The sequence below is a fragment of the Bacillus haynesii genome (assembly GCF_001969855.1).
GTDB lineage: Bacteria > Bacillota > Bacilli > Bacillales > Bacillaceae > Bacillus > Bacillus haynesii.
This window is the reverse complement of sequence record NZ_MRBL01000011.1, coordinates 18,932-44,673: the sequence shown is the minus strand read 5'-3', so window position 1 is coordinate 44,673 and position 25,742 is coordinate 18,932. Positions and strand designations below refer to the sequence as shown.

Sequence of the window (25,742 nt, the reverse complement as noted above, 5' to 3'; positions counted from 1 at the left end):
TTGGAAACTAAAGCGATTTTTTATATGATAGTAAAAGAAAAATGAATCTAGAAAAGTTGTGATGATTGTGAATGAATTGAAGTTATCGAAAAGGCTGCAGACTGTGGCGGAATACATAACAAAAGGGGCGGTTGTGGCTGATATCGGATCTGATCATGCGTATTTGCCTTGCTATTGTGTGCTGAATCGCCTGGCAAGCGCCGCGATCGCCGGAGAAATCACAGATGGTCCGTTTCTTTCTGCGAAACAGCAGGTTGAGAAACTGCAGTTAAGTTCGCTCATATCCGTGAGGAAAGGAGACGGGCTTGAAGTGATTGAAAAGGGCGAAGCTGATGTGATCACGATTGCCGGAATGGGTGGCTCGCTCATTGCTCACATTCTAAAAGTGGGCAAGGATAAGCTCTCAGGTAAGGAACGTTTGGTTTTACAGCCGAATATCCACGCTCACCATATTAGAGAGTGGCTCTATCAGGAAGGCTATGAACTGATCAATGAAGAGATCCTTGAAGAAGACGGCAAGTGCTATGAGGTTCTCGTGGCGGAAGCGGGCGATCGAGATGCGGCTTACGATGGGGTTTCCTTTACGGCAGGCATGCTTGTCGGCCCATTTTTGGCCAAACAACAAAATGCTGTTTTTGTCAAAAAATGGTCGCAAGAGCTGAAACATACGGAAAACATCTATCAACAAATTGAAGCTGCTCCTCCGAGTGCAGAAAATCGACAAAAATTGCTTGAGCTGTCAGAACGGATAGAGATCTTAAAGGAGGTCCTTAGAAGATGACAAAATCGATAAACGGAAATGAAATCATTCAATTGTTTGAACAGTTCTCGCCTAAGTCTTTAGCCGTTGAAGGAGATAAAATCGGCCTGCAAATCGGCACGCTGAACAAATCGGTGGCCAATGTCATGGTCACGCTTGATGTTCTCGAAGAAACGGTTGATGAAGCGATTGCAAAGAACGTTGACTTAATCATTGCGCACCATCCGCCTGTCTTCAGACCGCTGAAACATGTCATCACAGACCAGCCCGGCGGAAGGCTGATCGAAAAGTGCATCAAGCATGATATCGCGGTTTATGCGGCTCATACAAATCTCGATGTTGCTGACGGCGGTGTCAACGACATGCTTGCGGAAGCGCTGGAATTAAAGAACACAAAAGTGCTCGTTCCAACCTATCAAGAGCCGCTGAAAAAACTTGCCGTCTATGTCCCGAAAGATTATGAGGAACAGGTGCGCGCAGCTCTTGGAGACGCTGGAGCCGGCCATATCGGCGCCTACAGCCACTGTGCGTTTTCTTCAGAAGGAGTCGGCAGCTTCAAGCCGCTGTCTGAAGCTGATCCGTTTATCGGCAAGCGGGGCGAGCTTGAGCGGGTCGAAGAGGTAAGAATCGAGACCGTTTATCCGTCAGGTATTGAAAAATCCGTGATCAAAGCGATGAGTGAGGCCCATCCGTATGAGGAAGTGGCCTTTGATATTTATCCCGTTGAGCAGAATCCGCTTCAAAAAGGGTTAGGCCGTATCGGTGAATTGAATGAAGAGATGACACTCGGAGCGTTTGCCCGCTATGTGAAGGAAAAGCTGGAAGTGAACGGAGCGCGGATGGTGGGCAAGTCTGAGGCGAAAGTGAAGAAGGTCGCCGTATTAGGCGGCGACGGCAACAAATACATCCATCATGCAAAGCGTATGGGTGCCGATGTATATGTCACAGGAGACCTTTATTTCCATACGGCGCACGATGCGATGATGATCGGGCTGAATGTGGTTGATCCCGGCCATTATGCCGAACAAGTCATGAAAAACGGGGTTGCAAAAAAGCTGACAGCGATGTGCCAAGAGAAAAAGTACGATGTCGCCGTCTTTCCATCAGATACAAATACGAATCCGTTTACGTTTGTATAAAAACAAAACCTGAAGCCGGAGAGCTTCAGGTTTTTGCTTTTACTTTAGGCAAGATTTTTTGCAGCGGTACTTCATGACTGGTCTTCCATGTTGACGGGTCTTCATGATCGAATTGTTCTAAAAAGCGGATGACTTCTTTTGTAATCGGGGTCGGGGTCGATGCGCCGGCCGTTACAGCGACGGTTTCCACGCCGTCAAGCCATTCCAGCTTTAATTCGCTTAAATCGCCGATCCGGTATGCTTTCGTGCCCGCGATTTCTTCGGAGACCTGGGCGAGACGGTTCGAGTTATTGCTTTTCGGATCGCCGACAACGATCGTCAAATCGGCTTTTTTCGCCTGCTCGGACACCGCTTCCTGACGCACCTGGGTGGCCAGGCAAATCTCCTGGTGGAATTCAACATCCGGATATTTTTCTTTTACCTTTTCCATAATATCGTGGACATCCCATTGGGACATCGTCGTTTGGTTCGTGACAATCAGTTTCTCCGCTTCAATGTCCAGTCTTTCCACATCTTCTTCGGTTTCAACAAGATGAACGATATCCGGGGCGACGCCGACCGCTCCTTCAGGCTCCGGGTGTCCTTTTTTTCCGATGTAGATGACGTGATAGCCTTCCGCTTTCATTTTGCGGATTAAATCGTGTGTTTTTGTCACATCAGGGCAGGTGGCGTCAATCGCGACAAGACCTTTATCCTCAGCTATTTTGCGGACTTCGGGCGAAACGCCGTGAGCGGTGAAGATCACCGTTCCTTTGTCGACCTGATTCAAAATCTCGAGCCGGTTCGGGCCGTCAAGCGTATAAATGCCCTCTTTTTCAAATGCGTCCGTGACATGTTTATTGTGAACAATCATTCCTAAAATATATATAGGTCTCGGCAGACTTTTATCGAGAGCCGCGTTTTTTGCGATGACCATGGCGTCGACGACACCGTAGCAATAGCCGCGCGGCGATATTTTAATTACGTTCATTCTTAGTCCTCCTATAAAGAAGTAAGAGCCGGGCATGATAAAAAGCCGTAAAAAACGGCTTATTTTTGCAGTCTCTATAGACCTCATTATATCTGATCCAGCAGGAGATATCAAAGAATGTTATACATACAGTTTAGGTTTTGATCCTCCGGTTTTTCTTTTTGCAGACGGAGGGGCTGAACGGCTCTGTTTTTTTCTGATTTCTTCAGCTTTGGATTTGTCGGGTTTTTTGGAAGACACTTTTATTTCTTCTTTCTTTTCACCGCTCGTTTCGGCCTTGTTTTCCGGTTCGTCTTTTTGTTGTTCGCTGTCATCTGCTTCCGTATCATCGGAATTCAGCTGTCTGAACATTTTCACCATTCCAGGGAGATTGCGGACGAGCGGTCCGTATTGCTGAATCATCGGTGTTACTTGCTGGGCTACACCGAGCGCTTTTTGAACATTGCCGAGCATGTTTGAAATGGTAGACGGATTGGCCAGCCCCTGAATGCCTCCAAGGCCGCTTCCGGTTCCGCCGAGACCCGCTCCTGTTCCCCCGGATGCGGCAGATCCGGGAAGAAATTTCGAGAGCAAACCTTGAATCCCTCCTCCTCGTACGCCTGTTTGCTGCTGGGCTACACCCATTGGCTGAAACATCTGCTGCAGGCCACGCTGTTGCGCTTGAGGGGGCTGCGTTCCCATCCCCGGATGTCTCGGCATCAAGGCTCTGCCGGGCCTTTGCGGCACCTGCGGTCTTGGCTGATTTCTCATCGGCTGTTGCTGAAACATACTTGTACCTCCTTTCAAAATCCTTCTCTTGATAGGGTATGCACCAACGGTGGCAAAGTGCCTTTGCCCGCTGGCCCGAATAGGGCGGAGGTGATGGTTTTTTTCTGCAGGATCAGTTATAATTTAATGATGGACATGATATCAGCCTTTTTTTAAGCAGTGCGGCATAAAAAAGGATACATAAGCGCACAATTCAGCCATATAGGATAAAGCTTGGAACGTCGGAATAACGGCTTTCCAAGAAGGAGTTGGGAAAATGAAACAAACAAAATTTGAAATGTACGATTTAAAGCCGTTTATTATAGAGGCTGTTCACCACTTGGGATTTTATGAGCCGACTGATATTCAAAAGCGGTTAATCCCTGCGGCGCTGAAAGGGGAGAGCGCGATCGGGCAGTCGCAGACAGGTACGGGAAAAACGCATGCCTATCTGCTCCCGCTTTTAAGCAGGATCGATCCTGAAAAAGAGTTCGTTCAAGTCGTGATTACGGCTCCGACAAGGGAGCTGGCCAATCAGATTCATCAGGAAGTTCTGAAAATCACCAAGTTTTTAGGGCCTGATGAAGCGATTCGTTCGAAATGTTTCATCGGCGGTACCGATAAACAAAAATCGATTGACAAATTAAAAACGCAGCCCCATCTGGTGGTAGGTACGCCGGGGCGAATTGCAGATCTGATCAGGGAGCAGGCGCTCGATGTTCATAAAGCCGGTTCGCTCGTTATTGACGAGGCGGACTTAATGCTTGATATGGGATTTTTGGAAGATGTCGATTTTATCGGGTCGCATATGCCGGAAGGCTTGCAGATGCTTGTATTTTCCGCAACGATTCCCGAAAAATTAAAGCCTTTCCTGAAAAAATACATGGCCAATCCGAGGTATGCACATGTTGAGCCGAAGCACATCACGGCCGAAAAAATAGAACACGTGCTGATACCTTCCAGGCACAGGGATAAAAATGAGCTGTTGCTCGAGGTCATGACCCATTTAAATCCGTATTTGGCGATTGTTTTTGCCAATACAAAAACAACGGCCGACGAGATCGCCGCTTATCTGACGGACAAAGGGATGAAAGTCGGACTTCTTCACGGGGGGCTTACGCCGCGGGAACGAAAAAAAGTGATGAAGCAAATCGGCGATCTGGAATTCACCTATATCATAGCCACTGATTTGGCTGCAAGGGGAATCGATATTAAAGGCGTCAGCCATGTCATTAACTATGAATTGCCTGATGATCTTGACTTTTACGTTCACCGCGTCGGCCGTACAGCGCGCGCCGGAACATCCGGAACAGCGATGACGTTTTATGATACATCTGACGAAGATGCACTTGTGAAGCTTGAACAGATGGGGATCGTGTTTGAAAACATGAGGATTGAAAAAGGCGAGTGGAAAAAGATCGATGACCGCAAGCGCCGTCAGAACCGAAAAAGAACGCCTGATGAAACGGATGAGGTCGCTAAGCGGTTTGTGAAAAAACCGAGAAAAGTCAAGCCTGGATATAAGAAGAAAATGCAGACGGAAATCCAAAAAATAAAAAGACAGCAAAAAAGAAAGCAATTTAGAAAAGGAAAGTAGGGGAAACAGTTTTGTTGAAAATCGGTTCACATGTCTCAATGAGCGGAAAACATATGCTGCTTGCGGCCAGTCAGGAGGCAAGCTCCTACGGCGCCAATACATTTATGATCTATACGGGAGCGCCGCAGAACACGCGCAGGAAAAAAATCGAGGATTTGAATATTGAAGCGGGAAGGGCTCATATGGAAGAGAACGGCATCTCTGATATCGTCGTTCATGCCCCGTATATTATCAATATTGCCAATACAACAAATCCGTCCACATTTGAGCTCGGTGTCGAATTCTTGCGTTCTGAAATTGAAAGGACGTCGGCAATCGGCGCCAGACAAATCGTTCTTCACCCGGGAGCTCATGTAGGTGCAGGCGCAGAAACGGGCATTCAAAAAATCATCGAAGGATTGAACGAGGTCATCGACCCGAATCAGAATGTGCAGATCGCTTTGGAAACGATGGCCGGCAAAGGTTCAGAATGCGGGCGGACGTTTGAGGAGCTGGCACAGATCATCGACGGCGTTACACACAACGAGCATTTATCCGTCTGCTTCGATACATGCCATACCCATGACGCGGGTTACGATGTAGTATCCGACTTTGACGGTGTCTTAAACGAATTCGATAAAATTGTCGGAATCGACCGTTTAAAAGTGCTTCATATTAATGACAGCAAGAATGTCAGAGGTGCGAGAAAGGACCGCCATGAAAACATCGGATTCGGAGAAATCGGTTTTGATGCGCTTCAATACATCGTTCACCACGATCAGCTGAAAGATATTCCAAAAATCCTTGAAACGCCTTATGTAGGAGAAGATAAAAAGAACAAAAAGCCGCCTTACCGATTTGAAATTGAAATGCTCAAAAATAAACAGTTTGATGAAGGGCTGCTTGAAAAAATCAAGCAGCAATAAAAAAAGGGGGGCATATATGCTCCCCTTTTTATGATACGTATTGAGCAAACAGCTGGTTCAAAAGCTGCACCGCTTCTTTTGAAGTGACTGCTTCCACTTGCTTGAGCAGTTTATTGCGTTCTTCTTCATTGAAAATATTGATGTTTTTTCCTTTCACAAGCTTTTCCACTTCAAGCGCCTGAGTTTTTGTTACATGAATTCCGTATTGTTTAGCGTACTTGAGCACCTCGTCAGCCGTGACCTGATTTAAACGCTGCAGTACGATTTTTTGAAATAAAATCACGTCCATTCCTCCCCTCTGAACTAATGTATGGCGTAAAATTAAAAATGTGTCATTTTTTTATTTCTGTCTGTTAAATGATATGATGATGATAAGGGATGGTTTGGCCAGTTTGGGAAAAGGAGAGACAGCATGGCAAAGACCAAAAAACAGCATAAAAAAGAATCAGCGGTTAAAATGGCATTTCGGATCGTCATGATTCTCGTCGGGGCTGCCTGCGCAGCCGCCAGCATCGAATTATTTTTAGTGCCGAACAACATCATTGACGGGGGCATTATCGGCATTTCACTAATATTGGATTACATTTTTAAAGATACTCCTTATATCAACTTCGCACTTCTCGTCGTCGTTCTCAATATTCCGTTTATGTTTTCAGGCTACAAGCACATCGGAAAAACGTTTTTAATTTCAACACTGATCGGAATCATCAGCTTGTCAATTATTGAAACACTGTTGCATCATGTAGAAGGGGTTACGACTCAGCCCATCCTGGCAGCCGTATTCGGCGGTCTTCTGCTCGGATTCGGCGTAGGGCTTGTTATTCGTAACGGCGGTTCTATGGATGGAACTGAGATACTCGGCATTTTGCTTACGAAAAAGATGCCGTTTTCAGTCGGCGAATTTGTCATGTTCGTCAATGTCTTCATTTTTACATGGGCGAGCTTTGTGTTCGGCCTTGAGCAGGCTATGTTTTCGGTTATGACGTATTATATTGCGATGAAGACGATCGATGCCGTTATTCAAGGGCTTGATGAGACGAAAGCGGTCATCATCGTTTCAGATCAATACGAGGAGATTTCCGATGCGCTGCTGCATCGCCTCGGCCGGGGAACGACTAAGCTCAAAGGGAAAGGCGGCTATTCCGATGAGGACACAGAAGTGATTTATGCCGTTGTGACAAGGCTGGAAGTGACGAAGCTGAAATCGATTGTCTTCGATATTGATCACAATGCTTTTATAACGATTATGGACACGCACGAAACGCGGGGAGGAAAGTTCAAAAACGCCATCCATTAGGCTTTCATTTACTTTTTTTAAGTTTATATGTATAATTTAAAGATGAACTGGTCAATCGTGAAAATGGCTTGCTGCTTTTCGGCTGCCATTTTCTTTTTGTGCGATAAATCGTAATGATTCTGGAGAATTTGAAGGTGAATGTATTGAAACAACCTATTATTGAAATGAAACATGTATCATATTCCTATGATCATCGAAATGTGATAGAAGATATAAATTTAAAAATTGAAGAAGGGACTTTTCTCGGTTTGGTCGGTCCAAACGGATCGGGAAAGACGACATTGCTGAAATGCATTCTAGGGCTGATTAAGCCGCAGACAGGCGAACTTAAATTGTTCGGCGTCCCTCTCAGAAAATTTAAGGACTGGAGCAAAATCGGCTTCGTATCCCAAAAAGCAAACAGCTTTAACACCGGTTTTCCCGCTTCCGTTTACGAAGTGGTGGCAAGCGGTTTAACCGCAAAGCTCGGCTTATTCAGACGCATGTCAAAAGCCGATAAGCAGAAGGTGGATGAAGCGATTGAAGCCGTCGGCATCACATCCTTGAAAGACAGAAACATCGGCGAGCTTTCGGGAGGACAGCAGCAGAGAACTTTCATCGCGAGAGCACTTGTGAGCGAACCGAAACTGCTTATTCTTGATGAGCCGACGGTTGGAGTCGATCAAAAAACAGTTGAAGGGTTTTACAAGCTGCTGGAGAAATTGAATCGTGAAAAAGGCATTACGCTCATTCTTGTCACCCATGATGTCGGCACGGTTTCAGATAAAGTCACACACGTTGCCTGCATGAATAAGCATCTTCATTTTCACGGCAATACAGAAGAGTTTGAGTCCATGACAGATCAAGACTTGTCTCAATTTTACGGGCATGATGTTCAAGCCATCAGCCACAATCACCATCATCATGGAGGACACGAATAATGCTGACACCTTTTTTTCATTATGAGTTTTTGCAAAACGCTTTTATTTCAGGAATATTAATCGGCCTCATCGCGCCCTTGCTCGGCGTATTCATCGTTGTCAGGCGCCTGTCGCTGATCGCAGATGCGCTTAGCCACGTCTCTTTAGCCGGCATAGCGGCGAGCCTGTATGCAGGCAAACAGTTTGCAGTGCTCGCCGGAGTCAGCCCGATCTATTTCGGAATGGCGTTTTCCGTTGCCGGCTCTTTAATTATCGAGAGGCTGAGAACGGTTTATAAACATTACCAGGAGCTGGCGATCCCGATTATCATGTCGGGGGGAATCGGCATTTCCGTTATTTTTATTTCGCTTGCGGACGGATTCAATACGGATCTTTTCAGCTATTTATTCGGCAGCGTCAGCGCTGTTTCACGGGAAGACATGCTGGTGATCGTCGGAATTTCCGCAGCCGTTCTGATCGTGGTGTTTTCCCTTTTTAAAGAGCTGTTTCTTCTGTCGTTTGATGAAGAGCATGCTAAAGCTTCGGGGATTTCTGCAAAGTGGATTCATTTTATTTTTATTTTGATCGTTGCGCTTGTTATCGCCGCCTCAATGAGAATTGTCGGTACGCTTCTCGTTTCAGCGCTGATGACGCTCCCAGTCGCTGCGAGCATGCGCATTGCCAAAGGGTTTAAGCAGGCGATTTTCTTATCGATCCTATTCGGTGAACTTTCCGTCATCGTCGGCCTGGTGCTTGCTTATCATCTCGATCTTGCACCGGGGGGAACGATCGTGCTGCTGTCGATCTTTATCCTGATACTGTGCATCAGTTATAATAAAGTCAAAAGGAGGATTCGCCGTGAACGTACAGGAAGCGCTTGATTTACTGAAGGAAAAAGGATATAAATATACAAGCAAACGGGAGGATATGCTTCAGCTGTTTAGTGATTCTGATAAATATTTAACGGCGAAAAATGTCCTTTCCGCTTTAAATGATGATTATCCGGGGTTAAGCTTTGATACGATCTACAGAAATTTGTCGCTGTTTGAAGAACTCGGCATTTTGGAAACGACTGAGCTTTCCGGTGAAAAGCTGTTCCGCTTTAAATGTTCTTCTGCTCACCACCACCACCATTTTATTTGCATGGTGTGCGGTAAAACGAAGGAAATCGAGCTATGTCCAATGGAAAAGCTGACAGACGATCTTGACGGCTATCAGATCAGCGGCCATAAGTTTGAAATTTACGGAACCTGCCCGCGATGTGAAGACAAAAGCACGGAAGCGCAGTAAAGGAAGTGGCGTATGGCGTTTAAATGCCATACGCCTTTTTTAACGCAAAAAGCATGTAAGAGACTTTATCTTACATGCTTTTTGCTGCTTTAATCGTTTTCTCGTTCTTTTTCAGCCATTCGGCGGCTTCAAGCCAACTGCCGACTCTGACGATGTTTGAATCGGTCGGAAGCTGATTGTACGGCGTATTAAACAACAGAACCGGGATGCCTGCTTCTTTTGCAATCATGGTTGCATTCCCGTGGTGATCCTCAAAGAAAACATCGATCTCATGCCTGAAGACGGCTTCCAGTTTATCGTGACCGCCGACAAGTTCTATATGGTCATAATGAATGCCGCGTTTCTCGAACCAATCAAAGGTGATATCCTCCAGATGGTGTCGTCTTGCTGTAATGTATATCAGCTTATGCTGCTTTTTCAGCTCATCCAGCGTCTGTTTGGCATATTGAGCCAGCAATGCTTCCTGATAGATGCGGGGCTCGTTTTCGTTCATCCATTTCCAAAAATCGTCTTGAGATATATTCAGCAGCTTTGTTAAGTCATATTCCTTAATATCTTCCAATGTAATGGAGAGGCTGAACGACTCGTTCAAATAGGGAACAAAAGTATCCTGGGCAGTGATCGTTCCATCAATATCGATTCCTAAATGTAACATGTCCACACTCCTTATCATCCATTCCTCCAGTGTATCATAATCTTTTAACATTTACAGTAAAGTTTAGCAAACATGAATCGGGCTAAAATGCTTAAACTATAAATGCTCCTTTATGGATTAAAGAGGGGGGATATCGAATGGAAAAAGATCAAAATGTTCGCGATCGTAACCGAGCCGGTTATGATGCTGACCTAGTCGATGCGACTTTAGATAATGATGAATTTTTAGAAGAAACAGCAGCAGAAGTTGCCCCGACCTATCGTACGGATAACGGGGACAACGGAGAAGCGCGTAACGATGCCGATGCTGCCGGCGGGCGTGTAACCGGATATATTGCGCTTGCGCTTTCGATTATTTCCTTGTTTATGCTTCCAGTGCTGTTAGGAATTGCAGGGATCATTGTCGGTTATATAGCCAGAAGACAAGGAGCAGCTGGCTTAGGAGCATGGGCAATGGGTATCGGTGCAGTTTCCTTGGTGCTTGGCATATTCATCACCCCGTTTTTCTAACGGAAAAAGCTTGACGGATATCCGTCAAGCTTTTTTTATCATGTGTTTAATTTTTCTTTTTCTGCCGCTTGTTTGGCATAATGCTCTTCGGCGAGCTTGTCGATTTCTTTTTTCAATTCCTCGACCATCGTTTCCTCAGGCACTTTCCGGACGATTTCGCCTTTGCGGAACAGAAGGCCTTCACCGCGTGCACCGGCAATCCCGATATCGGCTTCGCGCGCTTCGCCGGGACCGTTGACCGCACAGCCGAGTACTGCAACTTTGATCGGCGCCTTGATTTTAGCGATGTATTCTTCGACTTCGTTGGCAATGCTGATCAAATCGATTTCGATCCGTCCGCAAGTCGGGCAGGAAATCAAAGTTGCCGCATTGGAAGCCAATCCGAAAGATTTCAGGAGCTCCCTGGCGACTTTTACTTCTTCGACCGGGTCCGCGCTTAAAGAAATCCGCAATGTATTGCCGATCCCTTTTGAAAGGATCGCGCCGAGACCGGCGGCGCTTTTCACTGTACCTGCAAACAGCGTTCCCGATTCGGTGATGCCTAAATGAAGCGGATAATCGAATGCTTTAGCCGCTTTTTCATACGCTTCAATCGCCAGATTGACATCAGACGCCTTCATGCTGACGATGATATCGTGGAAATCGAGATCCTCAAGAATTTTAATGTGGTGCAGTGCACTTTCGACCATGCCGTCTGCTGTCGGATAGCCGTATTTCTCAAGGATTCGTTTTTCCAGAGAGCCTGCATTGACGCCGATCCGGATCGGAATACCCTTTTCCTTCGCTGCGTTGACAACCGCTTCAACCTTTTCGCGGCGGCCGATGTTTCCCGGATTGATGCGGATTTTATCGGCTCCGCCTTCAATCGCTTTTAAAGCCAATTTATAGTTAAAATGAATATCCACGACAAGAGGGATAGATATCCGCTTTTTGATCTCTGGAATGGCGTCTGCAGCCCGTTCATCAGGACATGCGACACGGACGATTTGACATCCCGCTTCTGCGAGTCTGTTGATTTCGGCGACGGTTGCTTCAACATCATGTGTTTTCGTTGTTGTCATGCTTTGAATGACGACTTCGTTATTGCCGCCTATTGTTAAAGGTCCCACTTTAACGGGACGCGTTTTTGTACGATGTGTGATTTCACTCACTTGAATTCGCTCCTTAAGTATAATTCGGAGACTGTTGCTCCTTTTCTTATACCAAATCGTTTACAAGTCTTATTGTAACAGCCCATTCATGAAACTGACAAGAAATTAACGCTTAATCAGCATAAACGGGAAACTTGTAGGTGACGCCTGCTTGAATGCGGCTCGCTTCAACATTCGGATTCAGCGCTTCAAAATCTTCGGCTATTTTGTCGGCCGGAACGGCGCTGTTCCCGATAATTGAAAATACAGTTTGTCCGGGTTTTACTGTAACGGTCTTATATTGCAGGCTTGCAGCCGGAGCTTCCGCTGCCATGGTTGAAGCCGGCAAGGCGTTTTGAGGGATGGTGCCTGATTTCAAGTCATAATAAACAATGAACAGGGCGAGCAAAATCGAAAACAGCACAATCACACGTTTCATCTGATTTGTCCCCATTTCGTGCATTTTTTATTATGTTACGCTTGTCCCTCTTTCAACATGACAACAAATTTGCCCCTGTCCGCTTTACTTTGCTGCTTTAGAAGCCGGCGTTTCTTTAATGGCGAGAAACAGCATGATAAAGTTCACAAACCAGTTCAGGAGGAACTGACTTGGAACCACCGCCTCCAGCGCGTCCATAATTGCAAAAAACACGGTCGCGAGCGTGATGGAATAAGCAGACATTACCCAAAGCTGTTTATAGGAGAGCATTTTCTTCTGCCCGTTGCGAATCATCAGCCCGATGACGGCAAGAACCGAGACATCAATGAATTTTCCGGCTGCCGTCGCCAAAAACAGCAGAACGCACAGGACGGGAACAATCACGGTTTTATTTTGATCAACTAAAGAAAGGATATCATCCTTAGACATGTCTTCGGGAAGCATTGTGTACGGCATTTCCTGGACTTGGCCGTCAATGGCGATGACGAACTTATCTTTCAGGATGCCGACGGAATTCCGTTTGTCTTCGATCTGTTTTGTTTCATAAGAGCTGCTCGGATCAAAAACGATGACAAATCCGAATGACTGTGATTCAATCGCTTTCTTTGCATCTGTTTGCAGTGAACCGTCTTTTATGGAGAAAGCGGGGAATTCTTTCACAGCTGACTGAAAGCTGTTCATCGTATTCACCACTCCGCTGCTGATATGGTAAAGGTTCGGGAGAGCGGCGATGATGCTGAGCAAAAATACGTATAAAATTGTTTTCCCTATGCCTTGGAAACGCATTTTGCCAATAGCGTGAGGGGAATATGTACTTTTAAAAAATCGCTGAAATAAATTCATTCGTTTTCACTTCCTATTTCTATAATGTATCTGCATTATTGTATCGTCACAAAAGGACGAATACAAGAAAACTTATCGATCAACAGAGGCTCTGGAAGTTTCCTTTCAGAAAAATGGGTATAATATGAAGCATCACAATCGATTGGAGGGGATTCGGATGGATGTTTTATATTGGATCATCATTGCGGTGATGTTCGTCATTGCGTTCATCGGCCTTGTCTATCCCATTATTCCGAGCGTCGTTTTCATCGTAGCCGGATTTGTTCTATACGGATTTTTATTTACATTCGGGCATTACTCCTACTTATTTTGGATTATTGAAGGCATTTTTACAGCCGTATTGTTTGCCGCCGACTATATTACAAATCTCCTCGGTATTAAGCGCTTCGGCGGCAGCAGGGCGGCGATATGGGGCAGCACGATCGGCCTTTTGATCGGACCGTTTGTGATACCGGTGGCAGGCATTATTTTGGGGCCGTTTATCGGGGCCTTGGCAGGTGAGATGATTGTCCATCAGAAGGACATCAAAACTGCCGCTAAAATTGGAATCGGTTCGCTGATCGGTTTTATTTCCGGGGTTTTAGCTAAAAGCGTGATCCAGTTAATCATGATTGGGTACTTTTTATATACCGTGCTCTAAAATTTTCCCCTGCATGTTTAAAAAGAAAGGGAAAAGGATAAAGTTTAGTGAGCGCTTGAAATGCACTTGTGATCATTTTGTGAGCATTTCCATTGAAACAAGCCTTTTCTTTTGATACATTGAAAGAGGAAAGGCTTGCTAAAGGCGGCATTTCAATACATACAATATTAAGGAGGAATTGATAATGGCTTACAAACTTCCAGAATTACCTTATGCTTACGATGCGTTAGAACCTCACATCGACAAAGAGACGATGAATATTCACCATACGAAGCACCATAACACATATGTTACAAAATTGAACGATGCGGTGGCAGGCAAACAGGATCTTGAAACTAAATCTGTTGAAGAGCTTGTTGCAAACCTTGATGCTGTACCGGAAAACATCCGTGCAGCTGTCCGCAACAATGGCGGAGGACATGCCAACCACTCATTGTTCTGGAAACTTCTTTCTCCAAACGGAGGAGGCGCTCCAACTGGTGAATTGGCAGAAGCGATCAACAGCAAATTCGGCAGCTTCGATCAATTCAAAGAAGACTTTGCCGCTGCAGCAGCTGGCCGTTTCGGCTCCGGCTGGGCATGGCTTGTTGTCAATAACGGAGAGCTTGAAATCACAAGCACGCCAAACCAAGATTCTCCTCTTTCAGAAGGCAAGACCCCTATCTTAGGTCTTGACGTATGGGAGCACGCATACTACCTGAATTATCAAAACCGCCGTCCAGATTACATTAAAGCGTTCTGGAACGTCGTTAACTGGGATGAGGTTGCACGCCTTTACAGCGAAGCAAAATAATCCAGCTTGAGAAAAGAGGCCCGCGAGAAGCGGGCCTTTTTATGTTGTTCGCGAAACGGAGCGTCTTGCGGCATCGCTGTAAGAGCCTGTCTGTTTGTTTTTCGTTTCTTTTGCTCTGAAGTACATAACTGACTTTTGATGAGACAGACTAATGGTGATCAGTAAAGGGGAGTCAGTTATGAGCAGAATCAAAAACATAATAGGCGATGTGGAATTAAACAGGGACCTCCTGCTGCTGCTTGCAGTCGGCGGCCTTTATTCTCTTAGCATTGCCCTTTCCAATACGTTTGTGAATGTATATCTGTGGAAGCAGTCCGGACAGTTTGTCGATTTGGCCATTTACAATTTGTCGATCGTCGTGATGCAGCCTATTATCTTTATGTTTGCCGGCCGCCTTGCCAAAAAAATCGACAGGGTGTTTATCCTCAGGTTTGGCGTTTCGTTTTTAGCTGTATTTTATTTAACTGTGCTGTTGGCGGGGGAAAATGCGGGATCACGGCTGGTGCTGCTCGGTAGTGTGCTCGGAATTGGCTATGGATTTTATTGGCTTGCGTTTAATGTCCTGACATTTGAAATCACTGAGCCGGACACGAGAGATTTTTTTAACGGGTTCCTCGGCATTTTAAATTCCGGCGCGGGAATGATCGGTCCGATTGTTGCCGGCTATGTCATTTCAAGGCTTGCTGACAACACGGGGTACACGGTGATTTTTAGCCTGTCCTTGGCTTTATTTTCAGTGGCTGTCATCACGAGCTTTTTTTTAAAGAGGCGTGAATCGCGCGGCCGCTACATTTTGAAAAAAATCTGGGCGGAACGAAATTCAGACCCCAATTGGCGCAGCATTACAAATGCTCATTTTTTTCAGGGACTGAGAGAAGGAATTTTCGTTTTTTTAATCAATGTCTTTGTCTTTATCACGACAAAGAGCGAGTTGGCATTGGGAAAGTTCGGCTTGATTAATTCAGCTGTTTCTTTTTTTGCATACTATTTCGCAACGCGGCTTATTAAAAAGGGAGCGCGCAAAAAAGCGATTTTATTGGGCGGTCTCGTCCTGTTCGGCGCTCTCTTTCTGATTTTGTTTCATATGACGTATGTGACGCTGCTGCTGTATGCTGTTGCGATTGCGATCGGTTATCCAATTTTGCTCGTACCGTATTCATCGCTCACATATGACGTGATCGGGAAAGCACGGTATGCCAGGAAAGCGCGGATCGAATACATCGTCGTCAGAGAAGTGTTTTTAAACATCGGACGGATTGTCTCGATTTTGGTTTTCTTACTGCTCGTGTCGCTCCTGAAGGAAGACTTGGGCATTCCGGTTTCCCTCGTTTTGCTGGGGGCAGGCCACACGCTGATCTACTATTTCGTCAAAGATATCCGTCTGACAGAGCCCGCCCGCGAAACGGTCGGAAAAGATGCGCATAAACAAACAGCTGAACCGAATTATTTAGAAGGAAAAAGGTAAGCCCCAAGGGAAAATAGTAGAAAAATGCCGAAAAAAACTTTACAATATATTTGGCACCTTTTCATAAGGTGTCTTTTCTTTATTTCAAAAAGGTGATGTTAATGATGAACAAAAAAATGAAAACTGAAAAACGCAAATCGCTCCCCATCAGATTGAACATATTGTTCCTGCTCGCTTTTATTATTTTCACGATCGTCGTCGTGCGCCTCGGCATGGTGCAGATCGTCTTTGGCGAAGACTATACGAACGAAGTGCAGAAGCAGGAAGAAGTCGATGTCTCGACAAGCGTTCCGCGGGGGAAAATATATGACCGGAACTTGAATACGATCGTAAAAAATAAACCGATGAATGCCATTACATACACAAGGACATCATCAACCTCTCAGGAAGACAGGCTCAAAATAGCAAAAAAACTTGCAGAAATGATCAAAATCGATACAGATAAAATAACGGAGCGCGATAAAAAGGACTACTGGATTTTAACGCGGCCGAAAAAAGCCGAGAAGCTCATCACCGATCAGGACCGGAAAAAAGTAAAGGACGGCAAGCTGAAAGAAGACGATTTATACCAGCTGCAGCTTGACAGGATCACGGAAGATAAACTGAATGAACTGACAGATCAAGATTTGAAAGTCTTGGCAATCAAGCGCCAGATGGATTCTGGATACGCGCTGACTCCGCAGTATATTAAAAACAAAGACGTATCGGCAAAAGAAATGGCAGTTGTCAGCGAACACCTGGACGAGCTTCCGGGAGTCGACGTGACGTCAGATTGGAAGCGGGATTATCCTTATAACGGTCTGCTCAGAACGATGATCGGCAGCATATCCGATTCAAATGAAGGGCTTCCGAAAAGTCTGCTTGATCATTATTTGTCGCTCGGCTACAACCGGAATGACCGGGTCGGAAAAAGCTACCTCGAAGCCGAATATGAAAATGTGCTTCAGGGACAGAAAGAGAAAGTAAAAAATATTACCAACAAATCAGGGGACATCGTCGATAAGGAAGTCATTTCCGAAGGGAAAAGCGGAAAAGATTTAGTCTTGACGATCGATGTTGATATGCAAAAAGAGATTGAAAAAATTATCGAGAATGAACTGAAGTCTGCCAAAGCCCGGCATAGCGCTCCGCTTCTCGACCGCGCATTCGTCGTCATGATGGATCCGCGAAACGGGGAAGTGTTATCGATTGCCGGCAAGCAGCTTAAAAACGAAAGCGGCAAATTAAAGGTTGACGACTATGCGCTTGGCGCGATGACGTCTTCTTATGCGATGGGCTCGGCTGTCAAAGGGGCCACTGTTTTAACAGGTCTGCAGACGGGAGCCATTAATTTAAATACGACTTTTCTTGATGAACCGCTTTGGATCGGTGACTCGCCGAATGCGAAAAAGTCGTGGAGAGTAGGCTTGGGAACACTGGGTATCCAGGGAGCGCTTGAACAATCTTCAAACGTATTCATGTTTAAAACGGCGATCGCCCTTGGTGAAGGCCATTATAAGGCGCATCAGCCTCTCAACCTTCAAACAAAAGCGTTTGACACATTCAGGTATTATTTCAGTCAGTTCGGCCTCGGCGTCAAAACCGGAATCGATCTGCCAAATGAAGCTTCAGGCTACAAAGGATCTCAAAGACTGCCTGGTTTCTTGCTTGACTATTCCATCGGACAGTATGACACATACACACCGCTGCAGCTGGCTCAGTACGTATCAACGATTGCCAATGGCGGGTACCGCATGAAGCCGCAGCTCGTGAAAGAGATCAGGGAGCCTGATTCGAAAAAAGGAATCGGGGCCGTTACACAATCCGTGCAGCCTGAAGTATTGAACAAATTAGACATGAGCGATCAATATATTAAAGAAGTTCAAAACGGATTCAGGCGTGTAATGACAAAAGGTACGGCAGCGGGTCAGTTTGCTTCTGCTTCATATAAACCAGCCGGAAAAACAGGGACGGCCCAGTCTTTCTATGACGGACCGGACAAATCGAAAACGGGAACACCGACATACAATACAACGCTTGTTGCCTACGCTCCTTACGATAATCCTGAAGTCGCAATTTCCGTCGTCGTTCCTTGGGTTTATAATGACTATGGCCAAAGATATTCAATTACAAACGAACTCGGCCGGAAAGTGCTTGATAAGTATTTTGAATTGAAATCAAAACAATCGAAAGAAAATACTGCCGAAAAAAATAAAGACAAAATTGAAAAAGAAGCTACGGAATAGGACTTTTTCATTAAAACACCTGCATTGAACCATGCAGGTGTTTTTTTGTGCGCCCGTTCCTTTCGTGCGCATTCTATACAAAGTTCAAGCTTATTTTACAAAACCTTAATAATTCATTTAAACAAGATTAATACTGAAAAGTTACGCTATACCCGTAGGACAAATTACACATTTACGCGGGAGGATTAAGAAGTGAAACCATTTAAAAAAATCACACTGATGTTCATCATGTCCGTTTTAGTTGTCTTCGCAGCAGCGTGCGGAAGCAGCAGTACAAACAACAATGCAGACGAAGGCAAACAAAGCGATAAAACAGAGAATAAGGCTTCAGGTTCTTTGACGATTTCGGGTTCTTCGGCGATGCAGCCCCTTGTCTTAGCAGCGGCTGAAAAATTCATGGATGAAAATCCTGATGCCGATATTCAGGTACAGGCTGGAGGTTCTGGTACAGGCCTTTCCCAAGTGTCTGAAGGTACAGTCCAAATCGGAAACTCCGATGTCTTTGCCGAAGAAAAAGAAGGCATTCCTGCCAAAGAGCTTACCGATCATCAAGTTGCGGTTGTCGGAATGGCAGCTGCCATCAACCCTGAAGTAGGCATCGATGATATTTCGTTAGAGGATCTCAAAAAGGTATTCACAGGTAAAATCAAAAACTGGAAGGAACTAGGCGGAAAAGATCAAAAGATCACCCTTGTCAACCGTCCTGATTCTTCAGGAACCCGCGCGACTTTTGTCAAATATGCACTTGACGGAGAAACTCCAGCAGAAGGAATCACGGAAGATTCTTCAAACACAGTGAAAAAGTTAATCGCTGAAACGCCTGGAGCAATCGGATATCTTGCGTTTTCGTATATCAAAGATGACACTGTCACTCCGCTTTCAATCGACGGTGTGAAGCCGACAGCCGAAAATGTACAAAAAGGCAAATTCCCAATTTGGGCTTACCAGCATTCCTATACGAAAGGCGAACCTGAAGGCTTGGCGAAAGAATTCCTCGACTATTTGATGAGCGATGATATTCAAAAATCCATCGTGACGGAGCAGGGCTACATTCCAGTAACAGACATGGAAGTAAAACGCGACGTGGATGGGAAGCAAACTGATAAATAATGACAATAGAAGGCGGGAAAGTGTGCTCCTGACACTTTCCCTCTTATGACTTGTTCTTATAGGAGTGTAAAAAATGGTTCAAAAAATAGAGAAACTGTCCGCGAAAGAGCGGCTGATCAGCTCCAAGCATAATCGCAAAATGGATGAAATCCGCGGGAGGATTTTGGTTGCGTCGTGCGCGTTTATCATGATGGCGGCGGCGATTTCGATCACAATTTTTCTCGGAAATAAGGGGTTGCAATCTTTTCTGGCCAATGGTGTAAGTCCAATTGAGTTCTTAACCAGTCTAGATTGGAATCCAACGAACGAAAACCCTGAATACGGAGCCCTTCCGTTTATACTCGGATCTTTTGCAGTGACCCTTCTTGCATCTTTGATTGCTGCACCGCTTGGAATAGGAGGTGCGATTTTTATGACGGAAATCGCGCCATCATGGGGCAGAAAAGTACTGCAGCCGGTTGTCGAATTGCTTGTTGGCATTCCTTCCGTCGTTTATGGATTCATAGGCCTTACAGTGTTAGTGCCGTTTATTTCACAGTTTAAGTCAAGCGGATCGGGCCACAGCCTTCTGGCGGGAACGATCGTCCTGGCTGTCATGATTTTACCGACGGTCACTTCGATTTCAACGGATGCGCTCATGTCGCTGCCGAAAAATCTGCGCGAAGGATCATACGCATTAGGTGCAACCCGCTGGCAGACGATCCGCAAAGTGCTGATACCGGCAGCGCTGCCTTCACTTCTGACAGCCGTCGTCTTAGGAATGGCGAGGGCGTTCGGCGAAGCGCTGGCCGTGCAGATGGTCATCGGAAATTCCCGAAATCTGTTTGAGAGCCTTTTAGACCCTGCGGGGACATTGACAACGATCATTACGTTGAATATGGGTCATACAACATACGGGAGCGTGGAAAACAATACGCTCTGGTCAATGGGGCTTGTCCTTCTGACCATGTCGTTCTTGTTCATCCTGCTCATCCGCTATCTGTCATCCAGGAGGAAACTGTAATGAACAGCAGAGTAACAGATCGTTTAGCAACCGGTGTTTTTGGATTGATTGCTGCGGTGATCGCCGCGATTCTTGTCGGTTTGTTCGCTTATATCATCATCAATGGTGTTTCACATATCAGCCTCAGCTTTTTAACTTCGCGTTCCAGTGCGCTTTCAAGCGGCGGCGGAATTCGCGATCAGCTGTTCAACTCGTTTTATATTCTCGTGCTGACAATGCTGATCACGGTTCCCCTTGGAGTCGGCGGGGGAATTTATATGGCGGAATATGCGCCTGCCAACAAATTGACCGATTTTATCCGTGTCTGTATTGAAGTTTTGTCATCCCTTCCTTCGATCGTCATGGGGATGTTCGGCATGTTGATGTTTGTTAATCTGACCGGATGGGGATACAGCATTATCGGCGGTGCGCTTGCTTTGACGATTTTCAACCTTCCTGTCATGGTCAGGGTGACAGAGGATGCGATCCGATCCGTACCTAAGGAGCAAAAAGAAGCTTCCCTTGCTTTGGGCGTGTCCAAATGGCATACGATTAAAACGGTATTGATCCCTGGTGCGGTACCGTCCATCATCACAGGCGCGATTCTTGCGTCGGGCCGTGTATTTGGCGAAGCAGCCGCTTTGCTGTTTACAGCCGGACTAACCACGCCGAGACTGAATTTTGCCGATTGGAATCCGTTTTCTGAGACATCGCCGCTCAATATTTTCAGACCGGCTGAAACGCTGGCCGTTCATATTTGGAATGTAAACACGCAGGGGATCATCCCCGATGCTGAAGCGATCGCAAACGGCGCATCCGCCGTTCTCGTTCTGTCCGTCTTGATCTTTAATTTGGCAGCCCGATGGCTCGGCTCTTTGATTCATAAAAAGTTAACGGCAAACAAATAAGAAGGAAGGATGAAATCATATGGCTCAGGTCCAGATGCCGGTTTTGGAAACCGTGCGCGACAATATCGGAATTGCTCCGTTCCCTGAAGCGAAAGAACATATTTTAGAAGTGAAAAATTTAAATATTTACTATGGAGAAAAGCGGGCCGTCAACGACATTTCCATGCGTATTGACAAACATGCCGTCACGGCTTTGATCGGTCCGTCAGGCTGCGGAAAATCGACTTTTTTAAGAAGCATCAACCGGATGAATGATCTGATTCCATCAGCCAGAACATCCGGAGAAATTCGATATGAAGGGCTTAACATCCTTGATTCCAATATCAATGTCGTCAATCTGAGAAGGGAAATCGGAATGGTATTTCAAAAGCCGAACCCCTTTCCAAAATCGATTTACAGCAACATTACCCACGCGTTAAAATATGCGGGCGAACGGCGGAAATCCGTGCTTGATGAGATCGTGGAAGAAAGCTTGACGAAAGCCGCGCTGTGGGATGAAGTAAAAGACAGGCTGCATGAGTCGGCTCTTTCGCTGTCAGGCGGACAGCAGCAGCGTCTCTGCATCGCCCGGACGCTCGCGATGAAGCCTGAAGTCCTGCTCTTGGATGAGCCTGCGTCAGCGCTCGACCCGATTTCAAACGCGAAAATAGAGGAATTAATCGTCGGTTTAAAAGAGGAATACTCGATTATCATTGTCACGCATAACATGCAGCAAGCTTCAAGAATTTCCGATCAAACGGCGTTTTTCCTTAACGGAGATTTAATCGAATACGATCGTACGGAAAAGATTTTTATGAATCCTTCAGAAAAAAAGACAGAGGATTATATCAACGGCAGGTTTGGATAAGGAGGGGCCGGTATGAGCGCTGTAACAGCTGTAAAGCCAAAAGATGTGTACCAGATCAACGACTTGAATTTATGGTACGGCGAACATCACGCATTAAAGAACATTAACTTGACAATTCCCGAGTACGAAATTACCGCCATCATCGGTCCGTCAGGCTGCGGAAAGTCGACCTTTATTAAAACGCTGAATCTCATGATCAATATGGTTCCGAATGTCAAAATGACCGGAGAGATCAGCTACAACGGAACGAACGTACTCAACAGCAAGGTCGACCTTGTTGAGTTGCGGAAAAAAGTCGGCATGGTGTTTCAAAAAGGAAATCCGTTTCCCCAGTCGATTTTTGATAATGTCGCATACGGACCAAGGATCCATGGATTGAAAAACAAAAAAGAACTGAATGAGAGAGTGGAAAAAGCGCTTGTGGATGTGGCGCTGTGGGATGAAGTGAAAGACCGCCTTCATTCCCAGGCGCTCGGACTTTCCGGGGGGCAGCAGCAGCGCCTCTGCATCGCAAGGGCGCTGGCCACCAATCCGGACGTTCTCTTGATGGATGAACCGACATCCGCTCTTGATCCCGTTTCAACTTTGAAAATCGAAGAGCTGATGCTCAAGCTGAAAGAGAAATATACGATTGCCATCGTCACGCACAACATGCAGCAGGCATCGAGAATTTCCGATCAAACGGCGTTTTTCCTCATGGGCGAGCTGATTGAGTGCAATGATACGGTCAAAATGTTTTCAAGTCCTGACGATTATCGGACGAAAGATTATATTACAGGCCGGTTCGGATGAGAAAAAGGCTGCCGCTTTAAAGCGGCAGCCTTTTTTTGCACCGGTGGCGGAGGAATAAAAAAAGCAGGCTGGTACGAAGCAGCCTGCTTTTTTATTTGGACAGCGTTTTGACGATGTTTTTCAAGCTGTCACCGCGCTTCAGTTCGTATTTACCTGCGCGGATTTTAGATTCATTTCCGGTCTTTTTCACATAATCTTTGAAGTCATCGGCGGAAGAAATTACTTTTCCTTTTGCAAGGAGGTCTGCTATCTCAGCAGTGCTCATGCCGCTTTTGATTTCAAGCTTGTACTTGGAACCTTTTTTCGCATCATCCTGCTCTTTTTCTTTTTTGTTTTGAGACGTAGCATCCTGCTTCAGCGCGGTCTCTTTATAGTGGAGCAGCTGTTGGTATTCATCGCGTTTCAGCGAAACCTGCTGATTGTCCTTTAAATAGGTTTTGACATCGGCTTCGCTGACGTTTTGAGCGTCCTTGGAAGCTTCAGCTTTTCCGTTATCCGTCAAATAAAATGCGCCTGCAAGAACGGCGGTAGCCAAAATCATTCCTCCGGCAAATGCTTGTACACTTTGTCTGGTCATACAAGCACCCTCTCATTGTCTTTAATGATCGCTTTGACATCTTCGACAGATACGTGCTCAGCTTTTGCGATGGCGTCTACCGACATGCCGTTTTGATATTTTGAAAGAATCTGCTTCGCAATATGCTGGCTGATTCCGGCATTCGGTCTGCGGACGACCACATTTGAATCGAGGAGCTCTTCCTCAAGCACGGTCATCTTCTTTTTCAGTTTATAGATTTCCTGCATGGCGGACAGCTGAAGGGTTTCCAACTCCTGTTCAACTTCCTTGATCGGTTCTCTTTGAAAATATGAGAATGCAATCAGCGCAATACTGACAACGAGCAGCGCAATGATAGCAATTTCCACGTTCATCACCTTCAATTCTAATTTTCTCCTTCTTTTTTATACCATAAAAACGCTTGCTTCAAAAGGAGTTAATGCAAAAAATAAAAATTTTGTCGAAGAATTTTATTTTCGTTGCGCCTGCGGGGCCATTTCCAATAGGATAGATACATAACAGGGCTTAACGGGAGGGCGCACGGTGAAAAGGACAATCACCTTGAAAAAACCTTTTCAACATAGTATTCGAAGCGAGTCTTCGTTTTGTAACGATATTTTAAAAATAACTTCGCCGGATCATGAAACCGTTCGGCTGAGCTGGGAAATCTCAGATGCTGCGCTTTTGGCAGCTGAAGCGGTGCTGTTTGAAAATATTAAAGACGTCGAAAAGCAAGTTCTTCTCTTTTGCGTAAAAAACGGAGAGCGCAGCGTACGGACGATCCATACCGGTGCATTTAAAGGGGAAGCCTCGGTTTTTCCCGCTGCAGGAAACGCGTTCTACAAAGCGGAATACCGAATATACAATTCGCTCAACATGTCACTGGTCGTTCTCACATCCGACTGCTTCTACCTTGGGGAAAACGGAATCCATTCAAACAGCTGTTTTCTCTGTCACGACAATCAGCAGGATTGGACGACTCAATTTTCCGCATATACGAGTTATTCTTTAATAGAAGCAAAGGAGCGTCCCCGTTGATGAACGTTTTGCTGCTGTCGCTGGAAAATCCCCTTTCATTGAAAAGCGGGGCGGGGCGCTATGTGAAAAGTCACCTTGAACTATTGCGGAACGAAGTCAGCTTTACCGTCTGCACGACGGCTGCCGGGCCCAACAGCCATGCATGGGAAACGCTGGAGATTCCGCTTGATTTAAAAGCGTTCGCTTCTTTTGAAGAGGCGGTAGCCGCCATGAATTTTCAGATGATCAAAATCGTGCTGGAGCGTAGAGGACAATTTGATTTCGTCCATGCAAACGATGATGTCACCGCGCCTGCCGCCGTTTATCTCAGTGAGGTGTTGGCGGTGCCGCTGATTTCCACGGTACACGGCCTTGAAAGCAGCCGAAGAACGGCAGCAGGCGGAAATGTCCACCCATACAGGGCAACCATTGAACGGCTTCTGGCTGAAAAAAGCGATCAAATCCTCGTGCTGAGCAGCATGATGAAGTCAGACATGCAAAAGGCGTTTTCGCTTCCTTGCGAGCAAGTCCGGGTTATTCCACATCCGTGCATAAAAAGCCGCACGGTGAAAAAACGAATGAAAAGCGCGCCGTACTTTTTTTCCTACGGAAGGTTTGTTCCGGAAAAAGGATTTATCGAATTGCTGCACGTCTTTCAACAGCTACGCAAACGGCGGCTTGATCTTGAACTTGTCATTGCCGGGGAAGGGCCGCTTCAAAGCGGGATCGAGACCAAGGCAAGAGAGTTGGGCATTAAGGAAAGTGTGACAATTCTTCCTTTCCTTTGTGAAGAAGAAAGAGAGAGCTGGCTGGCATTTTGTGAAATGGCTGTTTTTCCAAGTTCTTATGAGCCGTTCGGCATTGCTGCTCAAGAAGGCATGGCAGCCGGCGCTGCCGTCGCTGTCGGAAACAACGGGGGATGGAACGATTTCGTCATCGATCGGGTGACCGGTTTTCAGGTTGATTTTAATGATCCGTATAAAGCTGCATATGCGCTCGCAGAAATTGTCCGCGATAAGGAGCAGCTGCACAAGGTCGGACAAACGGCAGAGGCTTATATTTTGGATTTGCATAATCCTGAATATATAAAAAATGCGTTTTTGCATCATGTGTATCACACGTCTTTTTAACAAACCGTGACAAACTAAAAAAAACGCCTGGCATTCCTGCATCATAAGTGGTATTATAGATAAGTCTGAACAGAAATGATATATAGTTTGGAGGGAA

29 protein-coding genes are annotated in these 25,742 nt (G+C 45.8%); 20 read left to right on the top strand and 9 right to left on the bottom strand.

The genetic code is table 11. The features are described from left to right. Nucleotides 1-133: 133 nt before the first annotated feature. Both BTA31_RS10530 and BTA31_RS10525 read left to right on the top strand, forming a co-directional pair. Nucleotides 134-781: a tRNA (adenine(22)-N(1))-methyltransferase gene (locus BTA31_RS10530; protein ID WP_239693170.1), complete on the top strand. Its 648-nt coding sequence runs from the start codon at nucleotides 134-136 to the stop codon at nucleotides 779-781. Next, complete coding sequence (locus BTA31_RS10525) at nucleotides 778-1,899, top strand: Nif3-like dinuclear metal center hexameric protein (RefSeq protein WP_076791401.1); 1,122 nt, start codon at nucleotides 778-780, stop codon at nucleotides 1,897-1,899. Before BTA31_RS10530 ends, BTA31_RS10525 begins: the two co-directional genes overlap by 4 nt. 25 nt (nucleotides 1,900-1,924) lie before the next feature. Here BTA31_RS10525 and BTA31_RS10520 read toward each other — a convergent pair whose 3' ends face one another. Continuing rightward, complete coding sequence (locus tag BTA31_RS10520; protein WP_076791398.1) at nucleotides 1,925-2,869, bottom strand: 4-hydroxy-3-methylbut-2-enyl diphosphate reductase; 945 nt, start codon at nucleotides 2,867-2,869, stop codon at nucleotides 1,925-1,927. Between the two features lie 120 nt (nucleotides 2,870-2,989). After that, nucleotides 2,990-3,637 carry a VrrA/YqfQ family protein gene (vrrA, locus tag BTA31_RS10515; protein WP_076791396.1) on the bottom strand — a complete coding sequence of 216 codons (648 nt, stop codon included), beginning with the start codon at nucleotides 3,635-3,637 and terminating at the stop codon, nucleotides 2,990-2,992. A 256-nt stretch (nucleotides 3,638-3,893) separates the two neighbouring features. Between vrrA and BTA31_RS10510 the strand changes: the two genes are divergently transcribed. Together BTA31_RS10510 and BTA31_RS10505 are read left to right on the top strand one after the other, a co-directional pair. Continuing rightward, nucleotides 3,894-5,213 (top strand): DEAD/DEAH box helicase, encoded by a 1,320-nt coding sequence (locus BTA31_RS10510; protein ID WP_043928712.1) that lies wholly within the window; start codon nucleotides 3,894-3,896, stop codon nucleotides 5,211-5,213. 11 nt (nucleotides 5,214-5,224) lie between these two features. After that, nucleotides 5,225-6,118 carry a deoxyribonuclease IV gene (locus BTA31_RS10505; protein WP_076791393.1) on the top strand — a complete coding sequence of 298 codons (894 nt, stop codon included), beginning with the start codon at nucleotides 5,225-5,227 and terminating at the stop codon, nucleotides 6,116-6,118. Between the two features lie 28 nt (nucleotides 6,119-6,146). Here BTA31_RS10505 and BTA31_RS10500 read toward each other — a convergent pair whose 3' ends face one another. Then, the gene (locus BTA31_RS10500; RefSeq protein WP_076791391.1) at nucleotides 6,147-6,401 is read right to left on the bottom strand and encodes a DUF2624 domain-containing protein; all 255 of its coding nucleotides are present in this window, start codon (nucleotides 6,399-6,401) and stop codon (nucleotides 6,147-6,149) included. 129 nt (nucleotides 6,402-6,530) lie between these two features. On the opposite strand from BTA31_RS10500, the gene BTA31_RS10495 reads away from it, so the two are divergent. The 4 genes from BTA31_RS10495 to zur all read left to right on the top strand — a co-directional run bounded on the left by BTA31_RS10495 (nucleotide 6,531) and on the right by zur (nucleotide 9,604). Beyond that, the gene (locus BTA31_RS10495; RefSeq protein ID WP_076791389.1) at nucleotides 6,531-7,415 is read left to right on the top strand and encodes a YitT family protein; all 885 of its coding nucleotides are present in this window, start codon (nucleotides 6,531-6,533) and stop codon (nucleotides 7,413-7,415) included. A 143-nt stretch (nucleotides 7,416-7,558) separates the two neighbouring features. Next, a complete protein-coding gene (locus BTA31_RS10490; RefSeq protein ID WP_043928728.1) occupies nucleotides 7,559-8,335 on the top strand; it encodes a metal ABC transporter ATP-binding protein in 777 nt (258 codons plus the stop codon). Then, nucleotides 8,335-9,195, top strand: coding sequence for a metal ABC transporter permease (locus tag BTA31_RS10485; RefSeq protein ID WP_043928708.1), 861 nt, complete (start codon nucleotides 8,335-8,337; stop codon nucleotides 9,193-9,195). Before BTA31_RS10490 ends, BTA31_RS10485 begins: the two co-directional genes overlap by 1 nt. Further along, a complete protein-coding gene (gene zur, locus BTA31_RS10480; protein WP_076791386.1) occupies nucleotides 9,173-9,604 on the top strand; it encodes a zinc uptake transcriptional repressor Zur in 432 nt (143 codons plus the stop codon). Before BTA31_RS10485 ends, zur begins: the two co-directional genes overlap by 23 nt. A 70-nt stretch (nucleotides 9,605-9,674) precedes the next feature. Here zur and BTA31_RS10475 read toward each other — a convergent pair whose 3' ends face one another. Then, a complete protein-coding gene (locus BTA31_RS10475; protein WP_043928707.1) occupies nucleotides 9,675-10,259 on the bottom strand; it encodes a nucleotidase in 585 nt (194 codons plus the stop codon). 137 nt (nucleotides 10,260-10,396) lie between these two features. On the opposite strand from BTA31_RS10475, the gene BTA31_RS10470 reads away from it, so the two are divergent. After that, nucleotides 10,397-10,768 (top strand): hypothetical protein, encoded by a 372-nt coding sequence (locus BTA31_RS10470; RefSeq protein WP_043928706.1) that lies wholly within the window; start codon nucleotides 10,397-10,399, stop codon nucleotides 10,766-10,768. Nucleotides 10,769-10,806: 38 nt separating this feature from the next. On the opposite strand, the gene ispG is transcribed toward BTA31_RS10470, so the two are convergent. From ispG to BTA31_RS10455, 3 genes are all read right to left on the bottom strand, one after another. Then, a complete protein-coding gene (gene ispG, locus BTA31_RS10465; RefSeq protein WP_094777424.1) occupies nucleotides 10,807-11,925 on the bottom strand; it encodes a flavodoxin-dependent (E)-4-hydroxy-3-methylbut-2-enyl-diphosphate synthase in 1,119 nt (372 codons plus the stop codon). Nucleotides 11,926-12,031: 106 nt separating this feature from the next. After that, a complete protein-coding gene (locus BTA31_RS10460; protein WP_076791507.1) occupies nucleotides 12,032-12,337 on the bottom strand; it encodes a LysM peptidoglycan-binding domain-containing protein in 306 nt (101 codons plus the stop codon). Between the two features lie 84 nt (nucleotides 12,338-12,421). Then, nucleotides 12,422-13,180: a DUF1189 domain-containing protein gene (locus BTA31_RS10455; RefSeq protein WP_076791384.1), complete on the bottom strand. Its 759-nt coding sequence runs from the start codon at nucleotides 13,178-13,180 to the stop codon at nucleotides 12,422-12,424. Between the two features lie 157 nt (nucleotides 13,181-13,337). On the opposite strand from BTA31_RS10455, the gene BTA31_RS10450 reads away from it, so the two are divergent. From BTA31_RS10450 to pstB (BTA31_RS10410), 9 genes are all read left to right on the top strand, one after another. After that, the gene (locus tag BTA31_RS10450; RefSeq protein ID WP_076791381.1) at nucleotides 13,338-13,820 is read left to right on the top strand and encodes a DUF456 domain-containing protein; all 483 of its coding nucleotides are present in this window, start codon (nucleotides 13,338-13,340) and stop codon (nucleotides 13,818-13,820) included. 184 nt (nucleotides 13,821-14,004) lie between these two features. Beyond that, complete coding sequence (gene sodA / locus BTA31_RS10445; RefSeq protein ID WP_043928702.1) at nucleotides 14,005-14,613, top strand: superoxide dismutase SodA; 609 nt, start codon at nucleotides 14,005-14,007, stop codon at nucleotides 14,611-14,613. Nucleotides 14,614-14,791: 178 nt separating this feature from the next. Further along, the gene (locus BTA31_RS10440) at nucleotides 14,792-16,078 is read left to right on the top strand and encodes an MFS transporter (RefSeq protein WP_076791379.1); all 1,287 of its coding nucleotides are present in this window, start codon (nucleotides 14,792-14,794) and stop codon (nucleotides 16,076-16,078) included. Between the two features lie 101 nt (nucleotides 16,079-16,179). Continuing rightward, nucleotides 16,180-18,303: a peptidoglycan D,D-transpeptidase FtsI family protein gene (locus tag BTA31_RS10435; protein WP_076791376.1), complete on the top strand. Its 2,124-nt coding sequence runs from the start codon at nucleotides 16,180-16,182 to the stop codon at nucleotides 18,301-18,303. Between the two features lie 192 nt (nucleotides 18,304-18,495). Further along, entirely contained in the window at nucleotides 18,496-19,413 is a 918-nt protein-coding gene (locus BTA31_RS10430; RefSeq protein WP_076791373.1) for a phosphate ABC transporter substrate-binding protein, read from the top strand. 73 nt (nucleotides 19,414-19,486) lie between these two features. Next, complete coding sequence (pstC, locus tag BTA31_RS10425; RefSeq protein WP_076791370.1) at nucleotides 19,487-20,416, top strand: phosphate ABC transporter permease subunit PstC; 930 nt, start codon at nucleotides 19,487-19,489, stop codon at nucleotides 20,414-20,416. Beyond that, nucleotides 20,416-21,303 (top strand): phosphate ABC transporter permease PstA, encoded by an 888-nt coding sequence (gene pstA / locus BTA31_RS10420; protein WP_076791368.1) that lies wholly within the window; start codon nucleotides 20,416-20,418, stop codon nucleotides 21,301-21,303. Before pstC ends, pstA begins: the two co-directional genes overlap by 1 nt. A gap of 34 nt (nucleotides 21,304-21,337) precedes the next feature. Further along, on the top strand, nucleotides 21,338-22,150 hold the full coding sequence (pstB, locus tag BTA31_RS10415) for a phosphate ABC transporter ATP-binding protein PstB (RefSeq protein WP_043928725.1): 813 nt from the start codon (nucleotides 21,338-21,340) through the stop codon (nucleotides 22,148-22,150). A gap of 12 nt (nucleotides 22,151-22,162) precedes the next feature. Next, nucleotides 22,163-22,942, top strand: a complete 780-nt coding sequence (gene pstB, locus BTA31_RS10410) for a phosphate ABC transporter ATP-binding protein PstB (RefSeq protein ID WP_023855209.1) — start codon at nucleotides 22,163-22,165, stop codon at nucleotides 22,940-22,942. 91 nt (nucleotides 22,943-23,033) lie between these two features. Here the strand turns inward: pstB (BTA31_RS10410) and BTA31_RS10405 are convergent, their stop codons facing one another. Both BTA31_RS10405 and BTA31_RS10400 read right to left on the bottom strand, forming a co-directional pair. Next, nucleotides 23,034-23,519, bottom strand: coding sequence for an endolytic transglycosylase MltG (locus BTA31_RS10405; RefSeq protein ID WP_076791365.1), 486 nt, complete (start codon nucleotides 23,517-23,519; stop codon nucleotides 23,034-23,036). Further along, entirely contained in the window at nucleotides 23,516-23,866 is a 351-nt protein-coding gene (locus BTA31_RS10400; protein ID WP_011198121.1) for a hypothetical protein, read from the bottom strand. The genes BTA31_RS10405 and BTA31_RS10400 overlap by 4 nt, the downstream gene beginning before the upstream one ends. Before the next feature lie 175 nt (nucleotides 23,867-24,041). Here BTA31_RS10400 and BTA31_RS10395 point away from each other — a divergent pair, with 175 nt between their 5' ends. Further along, on the top strand, nucleotides 24,042-24,536 hold the full coding sequence (locus tag BTA31_RS10395) for a hypothetical protein (RefSeq protein WP_076791362.1): 495 nt from the start codon (nucleotides 24,042-24,044) through the stop codon (nucleotides 24,534-24,536). Beyond that, nucleotides 24,536-25,645 carry a glycosyltransferase family 4 protein gene (locus BTA31_RS10390; RefSeq protein WP_239693168.1) on the top strand — a complete coding sequence of 370 codons (1,110 nt, stop codon included), beginning with the start codon at nucleotides 24,536-24,538 and terminating at the stop codon, nucleotides 25,643-25,645. The genes BTA31_RS10395 and BTA31_RS10390 overlap by 1 nt, the downstream gene beginning before the upstream one ends. Nucleotides 25,646-25,742: the final 97 nt, after the last annotated feature.